Origin of the sequence: Pseudomonas morbosilactucae, assembly GCF_023241665.1 — a bacterium.
Lineage (GTDB): Bacteria > Pseudomonadota > Gammaproteobacteria > Pseudomonadales > Pseudomonadaceae > Aquipseudomonas > Aquipseudomonas morbosilactucae.
Map to the genome: position 1 here is coordinate 19503 of NZ_JALQCX010000033.1, position 12757 is coordinate 32259.

Genomic DNA, 12757 nt, shown 5'->3' on the forward strand with positions numbered 1-12757 from the left:
TGAGCCGACTCACCGGGGAGAGCTCGACGCAAAATTGGCGCAAATATTGGTTCAATGTGAGAAGTCAGCACTGCTTCACCGAACTATCGACGGCGCTCCTCCAATAAGCGCTTTTCTTCGACAGTAGTCGCTCACTTGCACCAGTTAATACGGCCGTTTTTGAGCCAAAAATGCGATCGGCAGCCGTTGTTCAGCCACACCGAGGGATGAAGCGAAGGATGTCCATTAGAATCGACGCTGTAATCCCACCTAGGCCTGGCTTCATCAATCACCAGAAGCTCGATCGTGCGGCCGCACCCGCAAGGGCACTGCATTCCGACACACCAGTCTTCGCTCCCATCCTTTGCGAGAAGGATCGCGCGGATTGGCATCTTGGAGGGCAGGGAATCCCCCTTGACGACAATGAGTCGCCGAGGGGGAAGCAGGTGTTCAAACCTCAGAACGAGTTTGCGAAAGAATGTCTTGAACACGCTCATCAAGGTGCTCCCAGGGCAGGAAGGCCTAGCAGAGGCTCGTAATTTCCTTGAGCAAGAGTAGGGTTCTCGCCTTTCGGAAGGCCGCTTTCGGCTTCGTACTCCTCATAGCACCCGGAGAGCGAAAACTGAATGCGCGCATACTTGTGGTTGGGGTCTTCCCGGAACGGGAATGCGCGAGCGATAAACTCGTTCACGCATACGCTGGCTGCCCGCATATTCAACGTGATAACGGACGGTGCCTCTTCCGGAATCCCCGAGATGTACCCCTGTTTTACCTGCTCACTGTGGGCCTTGGGGTCCGTGTTTCTCAGTTCCTCGGCACTAAGCGATTGGACGGTGTAGACGTCTCGGTCGAAAAGCGTTGAGCCGCCTGGCTGAACATAGTCGATCCGCCCCTGCACATCATGGATCTGTCGTATGCCCTTATTGGACAAGCGCGTCGGGATGGTCACACCGACATCGAACAGTGGGAGAAGGAAGCTCGAGGCCATAAGGTCGCAGATCAACCTTCCCTGATGCGAGTCCACACAACAGAAGAGAACGTCGGCATCGGCCACAGCCACCACGGATTCCCTGCTGAACACCGTCTCATTGATGGCATTGGCGATGTTAGGGCCACGGATCTGTTCGATGGCATCAGCAAAAACATCGACCTTGGGGCGGGAGTTCTTCGCGTCTGCAAGCGTGGAGTTGAGGATGCGGTTAAGATTCTTGTATTCGACGTGGTCGTGGTCGATCAAGATCAACCGGCCGAAGCCGAGTCGGGTGAGTTGTTCCGCCACAATCGAGCCAGTTCCCGACACACCAACGACCGCTGCTGTGAGATGACCGAGCCTGGCAGTCATATCGGAGGTGAAGGCCAGCGGTGGTTGCTGATCTGAGCAGTCAGGGAACCAGTAACGAATGTCGTCGCCCGGGACAGTCACCATTGCGATGTCCTCGGGAGAGCCGCCATTAGGGTAGACCCGCGCTCGCATGGCTCCATTGGGTGTCATGATCGCTGAGCCGTGGACCGCTTCGACCCCTTGGTATAGAGACACCATAGTGCTCGAGTCACTGTCATCATCGACTTGGGAGAACTGGAACAATCCTCCTGGGTGAGAATGAACAAGGATGATTGAACGCTTTTGAGGAAGCGCTTGATCAATCGCCTGTTCGAGGTAATCGCCTGGCCAGGTGATTGCGTGGGGTTGCCTGACCGCGCACTCCTCGTAGGGCACCAAAATCAGTTCCTTCGACAGGAGCTTGAATGCGGAGCCAGGGGTGCGGGTGCAGATGAGAATAGCTGCGGCCTCTTTACCGTCCCCCGGGAACAGGTATTCCCGGAGAGCTGTATAGATCTCGGCCGTCAGTACGAGGCGAGATCCGTCGTTCACAGGTCGACCTCCTTGTGAATACAGCCGTCAGCCATCGCCAGCTGGGTCATTACGTTGTCGGTCATTGGGTTCCACGCGCGGTGGCGAGACCACCGCTGGAAGGGGACCCCATCAACATCCACCGTTGCCTCCGTTTGCGGGATCAGGGCACCGTCAGCTTTACGGACAGCTGGATACAGGTAGAACATGTCCATGGCCGTGCTCGGGTAGGTCGATGGGATGTTCAAAGCCAATTGCACGACCTCCTCGGAGTAGCCTGAAGGCAATTGGTAGTCGTGGATCAGCAACCAGTGACCACCGCCGCTGGTCAGCCGGGTTTCCCAGTGATGCCCTGCGGCGTTCAGGTGTTGCTCGTCGCGGTCGAGTAGCTTGAACTCGCGACGAACCGGCATAGCCGTCTCGCCGTTGCTCACGTCCTTCTGCGTCAGACGCAGCTTCTCGATGCCTGCCGGGCGCAGGTCGATCTGGTCGTCGATGGTCAGGGCACGCTTGGGCTCATCGCGAACGATCAGGAAAATTTGCCAGTTCTGGTTCGGGTCCAGGCTCGCGGCCGAGATGGCCTCGCGTACCGAGACGATCGGCTTCGAGAAGTCGTACACCTCGCCCTGGATGTTCAGCTTCCAGATGGCCTTGCGGGTGACGAAGCGCTCGATGCCGGCGGCATCCAGATCGATGAGTTGGCTGTCTTCGACTTCCAGATCGGCCTCGTCCTCCCGCTCCAGCAACAGGCGTTTAGCCGGGTCAACCTCGGCGAGCTTGCGTACGGTATGCCCAGAGATTTTCGCGCATGGCCATTCCAGACGAGCACCGTCGACGGCCAGGATGTACTTGCGATCAGACTCGATCACGATAAAGCGGTTTACACCGTCGTGCAGCGTCACCGTTTCTTCAGGGCGGATATCTTCCTGAGCACCCGAGTCGAGAAGCTGCAACACGATCGGCAGCTGGTCGGGCTTGAAACGAGCGGCGGCGGCGATCTGCGCGCCGGTTGCAGTGCGGTCATCGAGACGGACCTGGCGGAACTCCAGATCATGGCCTGCGACCTCAACGGTGAAAAGGATGGGGTGACATGATTGTTCAGTTTGCATGGGTAAAGCTCCGAGTAATTTCCGCACACAGGCGGCTAGGTAGCTTCCTGGATGGAAGCCAGATTTAGCCGTAGAGGAGGAGAGTCCCAATCAGTTCTTGACTGGTGCGGAACACGCGGAGATACTCTTGCTTCGTTTAGAGGCATCTCGACTCAGACTTTGCGCAATGTGGCGTTGCGCTAGGTTTCTCACCTACGTTGTATCGTCCTTCTTTTAGGGCACTCTCTGTTTCTTCCTATCTCCTACTCCGTATCTGTGATCTGAGCAGCGGAAGCGTATCGCTGCACTGCGCTGATAAGTTTTTCTCTTTCTTCAGCTGAAGAGCATACTGGCCCTTGGCTGATAGCCTTGTTGTTCGAAGCTCTCAGGCGGAATGTGAAGCCCGACGCATCGTCCGACCGGATGTAAAATCTGTCGTAGGGCGAATGCTCTCGGCACGATTCAATCCCTTTGATGCAGTTGGCGAGGCTCTGGTGGGCTTCGCTTCGCAGCATCACCTGGTTATTAGCTGTCACGAACTGGTAATACCAGTCTCCTCCCTGTGGCCTGTGAATCTCGAACCTCACTTTCATTGATGAGCTCCTTGCCTTCCTTTCTCGTTCAATTATTCCGTTTAACTGAAGCCCAAAAAAAATGGAGGCATGCCCAAAGCATACCCCCATTTCTCGATAAAGCAACCCCTTTAAACAGAATTGCCGATCACCTTGTAGACGAATTCCTTGCCTCCGCTGTCAGCGGACATCTCTACGCGGGTGATGAACCCTTCCTCGGACAGTCGTTTCAGGCGGGTGCTAGCGTTTTGGACGCTCATCTCGAGCGCCTGGGCAACCTGCGTAGTGGTAACGGAGCGATTGGACATGACCACATTGAGAAGTGGGAGGCTTGACGGTGAAGGTTCTGGGCCAACGAATCTGCAGTGATCGTTCACCCAGCACGTAACTCGAAAATCGCCGGAAATCGCTGCACCCTCAAGGTTTGCAATGATGTCTTCATCAGCTAAATCGCAAATATAAAAGGAGATTTTCTTTGCGTACTGTTTAAATGTGAATATAAGTGACTCACGAAGAAAAGAAACATCGGCTCCATCAATATTCTTGAGGGATATGCCAATTGTTTTAATGCCGACTAGCTTGGCAATATACTCCAACAATTGAGCATGAGCCTTCCTACCCCTAATGGTGCCATAAGGGTTGCTGCTTCCATCCGTGAAGTCGCGAAGGGCGATTATATAAGTTTTCTCGTTCATGAGGTTAGTTTAACCAGAATCAATTAATCTGTCAAGTTGAATTCAAATACTATGTGGGTGCCTAAGAGTTTGGGTAGTCCTAAACGCCAGCTATGTTGATATAGGTCCTGATTCTTATAAGTTAGCGTTACAGAGAAATTTTCCTGCCTAATGCTAACTTTCGCATCAAGGCTCTCGGCGTATCCTGAGCTTCGGTTTAAGCCGGTGCCGCCTGCTCCTTTCCCGCGTTTGCTTAATCCACCTTTACGCATAGCATGGATGAGAAGTTTTGCGTTTGCCCCTTCAAGCGTTTCTGGGAACTGGGCCGCAATCTCAGGATAGTGTTTATCCAGCGCAGGTCTCAGTGTTGAACAGATGCCACGTCCAGAATCAGAAACCACCGCGACGATCGACGTTGAGCCTTGCAGCTTGTAGCTCTGTAGACCAGCAAAACCGGGAATGAGGGTCTCGGAATGCTCTTCTACGTTGCCAATCAACTCACCAAGTACTGTATGCAATTTGTTGGCGTGAAGTTCGCCAAAAGCCGCCATGAAGCTTAACTTAAATCGTTCAGGGACGTTCTCTTCGCCTTCTGCCTCGATTGGAAGAAGTTCAACCAGCCTCTTGTTGTTTGCTTTCAATCCTTCAGCATTAACGCTAGCGGGGCGTCGCGGAAGAACCTTGATGTTCTTGTCGAGTCGCTCGAAGAAAAAAGCTCGCTTAAGATAAGACAGTGCTTCAGGATTTTCGCTGAAGTCGAGCTCGACTATCGCTTTAACTTTCGCAAGTTGGTTGGCAAGCGCAAGAATTCGAGCGGCGGCGCAAAAAAGTACCTTGCGCTCCTTCGGGATTTTCAAAATTATGTGACCGTGGGCACAGTCCAAGGGCGAGCCATGCTTGATGAGTGACCGCTCGAAATGCTCTTGGGTGATCCAGGTGCTACTTGCTGAGAATTCGATTTGAAAGCATGCATTTTTCTTCAGTAACCATGCGGACTTTTCGTTTTGGACGAACTCCTCAAGGTTATCATAAAGAAACTTTGTGACTTCCTTGCGCTCGACATTAAGCAGCTTTGCGATTTCCCGGGCTTTCAGCGCCGGCGTATCACTCAATATCTGGACAATCCTTTTCCGCATGGGTGTTCGCTTAGCTCTCTAATAGTCGACTTTCTTAAAGGGCCCAATACCATTTAGGCCTTTCCGCACCTGAAGTCTAGCCAGATGGGGGGCTGGATTATACAGATAGGCTAGTGAAGTCGAAATGCCACTAGTCGCTTTGGCGAGTGATCCCTTAGTGGCGCCGGGCTAAGGGAGGTTCTGCTCATGTTTTCGGCCACCTTAGTGGCAGGTGCTTGCCGCGGTAAAGCTGTCAAAGGGGGCAAATTTTTAAAGAGCGTGTAGGCCGAAGCCTGAGCCAGCACTGATAGTGACGGCGTGAACAAGGATAGGTTCAATATTTTTACTGTATGGATATACAGTACACGAGAAGTCCTCAAAAGTGCAAGACCAGCACGTAGATAATTGCCAGGATGGTTGGAGCAGCTCTGCACCCCTCACTGCCGTGGCCTGCAGTAATTGAGATTTCAACGCAGAACCAACACTGGGCAGGGTGCGCCGGTACGTAAGTGCGCCGAGCCGGAAAAAGGCTGCAGCCCAGGCGATTCGCGGTTTCCAGGGATGGAGGAAAACTATTTTTTGCGCGGATTAGTACTGAAAAGGCTATATATGACCCTTTAAAGGCGTTTTTTCCTATTAATGGGTCATATATGGTCTTTTTAGATTTTCAGTTGATTTTTTGGCGCGCATATTTTTCCAAAAATGGCCGTATACGGCCAAAATTAGCCGTTTTAATGCTATAATTGGCCACATATAGCCATTAACGGAAAATTTGAAGGCCGGCCATGTCTTTCATGCACTTGCTCCATTCCCCAGCAGATATCGCCCGAGATGTCGGGGAAAACGCTAAGACCCTTCGTCTATCGAAAAACCTCTCCCGCAGGACGCTCGCAGAGAAATCGGGTGTGTCTGAGACCACCATCAAGAGGTTTGAGACCACGGGAGTAGTGACGCTCGAAGTACTGATCCTCTTGGCCACCGCTCTTGATGAGCGTACCGCCGTGACCAGGCTTTTCAGGCCTGATCACCCGAACTCAGTTGAGGAGCTCAAAAATGCCAATCGCAAGCGGGGAATGCGTTGATGTCGAAGGGGTTTAAGCACACTGAAACGCTCACCGTCCTAAAAAACGGCGTGAAGGTCGGAGAGCTTTTTAAAGCCGCTGGGAAAGGGATCTACTTTGCTTACGACCAGGGATGGCTAGCCACTGGCTACAATCTCTCGCCGCTGACAATGGATTGGGACGATAAGCCCCAGCTGGCCAAAGACCCGTCCCTCTTTGATGGGCTCCATGGGCCGTTCGCTGATTCCCTGCCAGATGGCTGGGGCATGTTGCTGATGGACAGGTTTTTCGACAGCACTTTCGGTGATGGCACCCGTTACACCGTGACCGCCCTGGATCGCCTGGCCTACATGGGGGATCGAGCGATGGGGGCATTTGAGTATCAGCCGAAGGCTGAAAAAACGGAGATGGCCGGCCCCGTTGATATATGTCAACTGTATGAAGCTTCTATCCAAGTGCAGGAAGGCGAGACCCAGGAGGTGCTTCAAAAACTACGACTGGCTGGCGGCTCGCCAGGCGGTGCGCGTCCTAAGGCGATTGTTGCCCTGTCCGCTGATGGCGGTAAAGCGACATCTGCATTCGCGCCTCTTCCGCAGGGCTATGCCCACTGGATCGTCAAATTCCGGGCTCTCCACGAGCCAGTAGAGACAGGGGGTATCGAACTCGCTTATGCCGATATGGCACGGGCGGCTGGCGTGACCATGGCCGAGTCGATGATCTTAAATATTCAGATGCCAGATCGACAGGTCGAAAACTTTTTTGCGACCAAGCGCTTCGACCGAGAGGGTGATCGAAAGATACACATGATGACGGTGTCGGCACTGATGTATGCGAATTATCGCGCCCTGTCGTCCATTGACTACCCCAACCTGCTCAAACTTACTCAGGCGATGACCAACAGCTCTGCAGAGGTCGAGAAAATGGCTAGGCTGATGATCTTCAACGCCCTGTGTCACAACCACGATGACCACGCGAAGAACTTTGCTTTCCTATGTCATGACCCTGTGAAAACTGGAGATAAAGAGGTCTGGACGCTTGCACCTGCTTACGACGTGACTTTCGCAAACGCAATGGGTGAGCACACCACCGACTTCGGCGGTCGTAACCCCGGCAAGCCAACCAGGAAGCGGATCATCGAGATCTGCAAGGACTACAAGTACCTCAAGGCAGAGGAGTACATCGAGCAGACCTTGGCCGCGCTGGGCGACTGGAAGAAGGTCTTTACCCAGCTCAAAATTCCTCACAAAGCCGGTGAGTCAATCTTCAACGTCCTAGCCAAGCTGCACCAAGACTTCGAAAAGTAGCTAAAGTGCCCCGGGCGATGCCACGCTGGCAACGCCTGGGTCTTGCGATTCAGTCGTCTTGCTGGTCCTCCACGTCACCCCTGCGCTGCTGAAATGATGAAGTTTTCGATTTGAGGCACTGGGCTTGCTGCAGCCACGTACCTGATGACGGGATTTTATGACCGCCGTCATCTCAGCGGCTGAGATATGGCCGTGACGATACTGCTCCAGAAGATCGAGAACCATCGGGCTTGGGTACACCCAGGCAAGCCGACAGGTATCGAGTACATGGTCGACATTTGCCGTTAGCTGGGACCTTTTCATCGCAGTTACCCCAGCGTGGGTTCCGACACAATTGCTTTCAGTTTAGCTGAATCAGCTCTAGGCTACGCCGAGGCTAGATCGCAAGGTTGGCTGCGGAAATTTCGGACGACTGTCGTTGTTTGAGGCGGCTGTCGCTCTTACCACAATAGAAAGAATTCTTTTAGTTGCCTACACGCCACTTACTGGCCAGGTCACCTTTAACGCTACAAGCTTATCATTATGCGTCTTATAAAGAATCCTTCCGCCTGATAGGTGAGTGTTGAGTTCTAAGCGCATCAATGCATCACGAACACTAGCTCCGATCTGTATCAGTACTTGTAAATAGTCTGCAGGGGCAAGCATTGTAGGAGGAAACGCTAGCCAGTCGACTGGAGCCTCCGATTCTGCAAAAACCGATTCGGACTTATTTACAAGGAATATGATTTCCTGCTTGTTTTCTATAGCGACTTTTATTTCATTGTAGGTTTCATGGTTTAATAACATTTTAGATGCTCTTGGTATAGTTTTTGAAAGTGGCGTTAATTTGTTTTATAGATATATTCCGAGTTTTCTATAAGTTGCGCAAGAGGTTTAAATCAAGGTTCTAGGTAAACAGCGCGAAGTTGTGATTTATTTTGGCTCTTGAGAAACGACAAGCTGTTTTTGGCGCTGTTACCCCCAAGATATACGGTTTGATGCGACCTGTAAGGTCTGGCATAAAATGAATCGTCTCCGATGGCAAGTATAAGTGTGTCCCCGGTGTTACCAAGATACGTGTACGTAGCTGATTCGCGTCAGTTCACTAATCCAGCCGCATACAGGAAGCGGTCGAGGGCGTGCTGCCTTCACATTGGATTTCTTCGCCTTGGTGCGTATCGGTTTTTTTCTCTTCATCTCCAAAATCCTCTGAAATTTCACAGAAAGCTCTCTACTACGCAAAGTAGAGAGACAGCTGTTTTTTAACTTCTTCTATTAGCGCGTTGCGAACAGTATCAATAGGCGTAGGGTTGTCTTGCTCGGAAATACCGTTGCTATAGAGATGGCCAGTCCAGATGCCATTGTTGAGTATGCCGCATATTTCGTGGCCGCCTGTTTCAATTGGTAATGCAGCAAAATAACCTAGATCGCTATGAATGACGCGGTTTTCTAACTTTGGGAAGCGAAACAGCACCGGGGGCGTATTTTTGTCGATGTTTTTGAGCCGAATAATTATTTTCCAAGCGCCAGGGTCATATGGGTACTCAGAGCCTTCTGGTTTAAAAATATGAACAGTAAACTCTTCTTTTAAATGCATCGAATGAGCATTGATAAATTCAAGTACGTGCTTTCGCAGTTGCTCTGCTGGTTTGGTTCCTAGTGCTGCGCAGATGTCCTCGAATTTTTTCTTCTCAGTTTCAGTTACTCGAGTTCTAAGGAATTCACTCCGATCGTTGTTTTCCATGATGAATCCTTTTTTGGACCACAGATAATAAATTCGTGGTCCATTTGGCCTTCCTGGTTGATCCTTTGTCAAGCGAATCCGACGGCAATCCGCAAGTCACTTGAGTATTTTCTGATGAGGAGGGCCTCTACATTCGCCGTTCCAGCCCGGTCTGTTTTTCTGGCAGGAGCAGTCAAGAGCTGCAGCAGGATATTGATGAGGAGGTTCGATTCGTCGCCTTTCTCACGCAAAGAGGAGAATGCATGTGCTACCGCGATGTTGTTTTGCAGGCCGTGCTGCGTGTGGCCGAAGTGATCGATGAAAAGCATTTCGAAGGCGCGCATCGAGCAGGATGGATTTACGCACCGTTTTCAAATAGCAGTTACGTCTGGCGCTCTCGTTGTGCTGTGCTCTATGGATAAACTCTTGGGGCGTTCTTGGGGGGGGGCTGGGATTACTGGTGAATGCCGAACACTCGGCGTGCCTGGCTCGCACCACCTGTACAAGCGAGCTTACATGAGCCTTGGCTGCCTGATTTTCTTTCGCATTAATCTCGAAAATTGCGCATTTAATTCGAAAGCCTACACCCGAGGCTTGAGTCGTCATAGAAGTGTTCCGAAACGACGAGGCGGTGTACCGCCTAAAGCCAGTGGACGTTCAAGGAGGGGCTCTGGACAGCGTCCTCTAGCAAGGCAGGCTGATACAGGATAGCGAGAGGACCTATGGGAGATTCAGAGTTGTATATGGCCGAGATCGAGTCCCAGCCAGCAACTAAAATAAGGGTGCAACAACGAACGGGAGCTGGTGCATTTGTGCTTGTTAAAAGTTTCGCGATTGGCTGCAGGAAGAGCCACTGCTAAGCCCCAGGGACTGCTACAACAGTGGGCCTAGCCGGCGACGCCGTTGGCTGGGGTCTTTATTACGCATAGCCTCTCTGAGGCGCTCAGTTACTTCTGTGAAGACCGCCGGGTCCGCCTCTCGGATAGCTTTGATTAGATCTTCGCGTCGACGAGCCTTGCCCTCAATGATCTCAGTAAAACTGTTATCTGACTGATTAAACCTATTCATTTGGGAGCCTCGTGAGTCGGTCGATGTTCTGAGCGTACCGCACAGATGGCTGGATGAGATGGAGACTACGTAATGGCCTGCGCGGACAGCTACTGCTCTCTAAACCACCTCATTCCATGCGGGCACGCTCTAAGCCCATCGCCAAATTCGCAGACATCGAACCTGCCCAAAAACAATCTGTGCGGGCATGAGCCGTGAGGCCACTGTGTCGGCCCGACTGCGAGCGTTTTCCTCATTAAATGTGGCCACCATGCGGCTATTCTGCAACAGTCCTCTATGTAAAACGAGTGGCTCCAGAGCCTGAAAGCGGTGCCGCCCTAGGAGCACACCGCCGTATGGATGAGGGCATTCAGAAGTTCAGGGAGGCGTTTAGGTCTACTTCCTCACCCCTGAACCAACCCAGAATTTGCGTTTTCTTCATTGAGCCCACAGTAAAGCGCCGTCTCGCTTCGTTCTTGGGAATGTTGTAAGCAGTTGCCAGCTCGCTATCCAATCGTCCCTGGCCGCGTTCCCATGCCAGCTCCAGATCGAGATCGTATTTCTCGAACTGTTTCACAAAGACTGCGCCGGCAGCGTTCAAGTCCTTCTTTTCATACTCGACGCGGATTTCGGCCTCACCTTCATCGAAGGCTTTGCGAACCGGTGTCTCGTCCATGCCCTTGTTAACAAGCTCGGCAATCATTTTTTTCGACCACAATGCGTAATCCATACTGACCATAAATCCTTGATTGATTGGTGATTAGCAGTTCGATGATTCCCTATTCTTGGCTCGAACAGTCTCGCCATGCAAGGCCTTCAAGCTTCGCTTCCGGGGCCGGCATCTTAGGGTGGGTTTGTTCCTTTTTAAGAATGATTTCGAGCCCCAATTTTGCGCCTGGCACGTCCATCATGAAGGTCATTTTGAGCTCAGCTGGCATCCCTGTTTTAGAGCTCAATAGACCTTCACATCATAGCCCAGTGCTCTCAACGCCTTGCTGGTGCGACCGTTGCGCGGTGGGACCACTTCCGGCCGGGCCCAGCCGATCACCTCAGCTAGCGAGTTCAGGCCGTAGCGTGGGATGCTGTACTCCCCGTCGCGCCCAGCATGGTACAGGCGCAACCAGATTTCATTATCCTGTCCTTCATAGAGCACATGGTGGAGTAGTTTACGAACATCCCATCCCTTTCGGTTGCGCTGACGCAGGATCAGTTCGGCAAAGGGCCGCACACGTGACTCCCTATCCAGCGTCTTGAGCTCAGGAAAGCCAAGCTCGGCGGTTGGCACTTTTATTATGTGATCTATGGTGGCGTGGGTGTTACGACACAGAACGGCGAATTCCTCACTAGATAGTCCGAGTACCTTGTCCTGCGCCAGCAACTCACGTACCGTCGGTGCACTCTCATAAAGCGCGTAGTCTTCGTACGATGGTGCTTCCGACAAAGACTTCCACCACCTCAGTTCAACCTCCAATGCAGCCTGCGGGTTGGCCCGATGGCGTTCGTGGAAGTCCTCGAATGGCTTGCGCTGGGCGTCGCCGACATGATTGTAGTAGTAACCATGCAGAAATTGATCGATATGCCAAGCACTTGGCACATCGGCACTCACCCATTCGGGTCGGTAGTCACCCAGTTGTTGCTGGATGCTCTGCAGAATACCGAGCGTTTCTAACCACTCCTGCTTGAAGTTGTCCTTGCGTCGGTCAAAGACGGCCTTTTCTTGGACAAAGCTCGGCCCTCCCCATTCGGGATGGCTGCGCCTCTTGCGCGACTTCTCGTAGATGTCCTTATTCCAGAGGTTGAAACGCTCCATTTCAGCGATGTAATCCTCCGAAATAGGGATGGTCACTTCCAGTTCACGCAGGTAGTCGAAGAGGTCCTCAAGCTGATTGTCCATGCCATTGGCGAGCAACTCGTCCGCTGTCAGGAAAACTCCCGCTTCAATGTTCGTAAGCCACCCGTTATCGGTATGGTTGGCCGAGCCTATGTAGGCGCCGTAGCCTTTCCACCAAATAACCTTGGGATGAAAGCGGTCGGGGACAAATCGTGTAAATACATTGTCTTTTTGATGCTTGAACAGGCGTTTAAGCAGCTCCACCGAAACGGGCACGGTGTGGTCGTAGCGCATCCATAGGTCCAGACGCAGCTTGTTATCGACGCAATGGCCGACCAGATCCTGGGTGATATCGGATGCACTGCTGCCGTAGGCCACGGCAGCCAACACGCCATCCACCTCGATATCGGCCCCAGGTAAGAGGTCGCGCAGGTGTATCCCGTTAACGCGATTGGTGATCAGCTTCATGTCGACTCCTTTCAACGTATTGCGTTGGCCTATGAGAGTTCGATTCAAGCCTCTCTGCGTTGCT

The 12757-nt window shown here is 52.3% G+C and carries 12 protein-coding genes; 2 read left to right on the forward strand and 10 right to left on the reverse strand.

Going from position 1 to position 12757, the window contains the following annotated elements:
• Nucleotides 1–131 precede the first annotated feature (131 nt).
• The 6 genes from M1B35_RS17555 to M1B35_RS17575 all read right to left on the reverse strand — a co-directional run bounded on the left by M1B35_RS17555 (nucleotide 132) and on the right by M1B35_RS17575 (nucleotide 5277).
• Nucleotides 132–476 carry a ubiquitination-like system serine protease family protein gene (locus M1B35_RS17555; protein WP_341870150.1) on the reverse strand — a complete coding sequence of 115 codons (345 nt, stop codon included), beginning with the start codon at nucleotides 474–476 and terminating at the stop codon, nucleotides 132–134.
• Nucleotides 476–1852 carry a ThiF family adenylyltransferase gene (locus M1B35_RS17560; protein ID WP_268262632.1) on the reverse strand — a complete coding sequence of 459 codons (1377 nt, stop codon included), beginning with the start codon at nucleotides 1850–1852 and terminating at the stop codon, nucleotides 476–478. The genes M1B35_RS17555 and M1B35_RS17560 overlap by 1 nt, the downstream gene beginning before the upstream one ends.
• Nucleotides 1849–2940, reverse strand: coding sequence for a multiubiquitin domain-containing protein (locus M1B35_RS17565; RefSeq protein ID WP_268262633.1), 1092 nt, complete (start codon nucleotides 2938–2940; stop codon nucleotides 1849–1851). The genes M1B35_RS17560 and M1B35_RS17565 overlap by 4 nt, the downstream gene beginning before the upstream one ends.
• 242 nt (nucleotides 2941–3182) lie before the next feature.
• The gene (locus M1B35_RS32300) at nucleotides 3183–3602 is read right to left on the reverse strand and encodes a YegP family protein (RefSeq protein WP_425273426.1); all 420 of its coding nucleotides are present in this window, start codon (nucleotides 3600–3602) and stop codon (nucleotides 3183–3185) included.
• Between the two features lie 20 nt (nucleotides 3603–3622).
• On the reverse strand, nucleotides 3623–4186 hold the full coding sequence (locus M1B35_RS17570; protein WP_268262634.1) for a MarR family transcriptional regulator: 564 nt from the start codon (nucleotides 4184–4186) through the stop codon (nucleotides 3623–3625).
• Between the two features lie 23 nt (nucleotides 4187–4209).
• Complete coding sequence (locus tag M1B35_RS17575; protein ID WP_268262635.1) at nucleotides 4210–5277, reverse strand: ATPase; 1068 nt, start codon at nucleotides 5275–5277, stop codon at nucleotides 4210–4212.
• Nucleotides 5278–6065: 788 nt separating this feature from the next.
• Between M1B35_RS17575 and M1B35_RS17580 the strand changes: the two genes are divergently transcribed.
• Both M1B35_RS17580 and M1B35_RS17585 read left to right on the forward strand, forming a co-directional pair.
• The gene (locus M1B35_RS17580) at nucleotides 6066–6362 is read left to right on the forward strand and encodes a helix-turn-helix domain-containing protein (protein ID WP_268262636.1); all 297 of its coding nucleotides are present in this window, start codon (nucleotides 6066–6068) and stop codon (nucleotides 6360–6362) included.
• The gene (locus M1B35_RS17585; RefSeq protein WP_268262637.1) at nucleotides 6362–7645 is read left to right on the forward strand and encodes a type II toxin-antitoxin system HipA family toxin; all 1284 of its coding nucleotides are present in this window, start codon (nucleotides 6362–6364) and stop codon (nucleotides 7643–7645) included. The genes M1B35_RS17580 and M1B35_RS17585 overlap by 1 nt, the downstream gene beginning before the upstream one ends.
• 1213 nt (nucleotides 7646–8858) lie before the next feature.
• Here the strand turns inward: M1B35_RS17585 and M1B35_RS17590 are convergent.
• The 4 genes from M1B35_RS17590 to M1B35_RS17605 form a co-directional block, all read right to left on the reverse strand.
• Nucleotides 8859–9368 carry a hypothetical protein gene (locus tag M1B35_RS17590; protein ID WP_268262638.1) on the reverse strand — a complete coding sequence of 170 codons (510 nt, stop codon included), beginning with the start codon at nucleotides 9366–9368 and terminating at the stop codon, nucleotides 8859–8861.
• Nucleotides 9369–9436: 68 nt separating this feature from the next.
• Nucleotides 9437–9691 carry a hypothetical protein gene (locus M1B35_RS17595; RefSeq protein WP_268262639.1) on the reverse strand — a complete coding sequence of 85 codons (255 nt, stop codon included), beginning with the start codon at nucleotides 9689–9691 and terminating at the stop codon, nucleotides 9437–9439.
• Between the two features lie 1073 nt (nucleotides 9692–10764).
• Nucleotides 10765–11124 (reverse strand): hypothetical protein, encoded by a 360-nt coding sequence (locus tag M1B35_RS17600; RefSeq protein WP_268262640.1) that lies wholly within the window; start codon nucleotides 11122–11124, stop codon nucleotides 10765–10767.
• A 222-nt stretch (nucleotides 11125–11346) separates the two neighbouring features.
• On the reverse strand, nucleotides 11347–12693 hold the full coding sequence (locus tag M1B35_RS17605) for a phospholipase D family protein (protein ID WP_268262641.1): 1347 nt from the start codon (nucleotides 12691–12693) through the stop codon (nucleotides 11347–11349).
• Between the last annotated feature and the right edge of the window lie 64 nt (nucleotides 12694–12757).

Excerpts from the sequence above, each read along its gene's own strand:
- M1B35_RS17600 (WP_268262640.1), bottom strand. The coding sequence starts at position 11,124 with ATGGATTACGCATTGTGGTCGAAAAAAATGATTGCCGAGCTTGTTAAC.
- M1B35_RS17585 (WP_268262637.1), top strand. The coding sequence starts at position 6,362 with ATGTCGAAGGGGTTTAAGCACACTGAAACGCTCACCGTCCTAAAAAAC.
- M1B35_RS17570 (WP_268262634.1), bottom strand. The coding sequence starts at position 4,186 with ATGAACGAGAAAACTTATATAATCGCCCTTCGCGACTTCACGGATGGA.
- M1B35_RS17590 (WP_268262638.1), bottom strand. The coding sequence starts at position 9,368 with ATGGAAAACAACGATCGGAGTGAATTCCTTAGAACTCGAGTAACTGAA.
- M1B35_RS17555 (WP_341870150.1), bottom strand. The coding sequence starts at position 476 with ATGAGCGTGTTCAAGACATTCTTTCGCAAACTCGTTCTGAGGTTTGAA.
- M1B35_RS17580 (WP_268262636.1), top strand. The coding sequence starts at position 6,066 with ATGTCTTTCATGCACTTGCTCCATTCCCCAGCAGATATCGCCCGAGAT.
- M1B35_RS17605 (WP_268262641.1), bottom strand. The coding sequence starts at position 12,693 with ATGAAGCTGATCACCAATCGCGTTAACGGGATACACCTGCGCGACCTC.
- M1B35_RS32300 (WP_425273426.1), bottom strand. The coding sequence starts at position 3,602 with ATGGGGGTATGCTTTGGGCATGCCTCCATTTTTTTTGGGCTTCAGTTA.
- M1B35_RS17565 (WP_268262633.1), bottom strand. The coding sequence starts at position 2,940 with ATGCAAACTGAACAATCATGTCACCCCATCCTTTTCACCGTTGAGGTC.
- M1B35_RS17595 (WP_268262639.1), bottom strand. The coding sequence starts at position 9,691 with ATGCGCGCCTTCGAAATGCTTTTCATCGATCACTTCGGCCACACGCAG.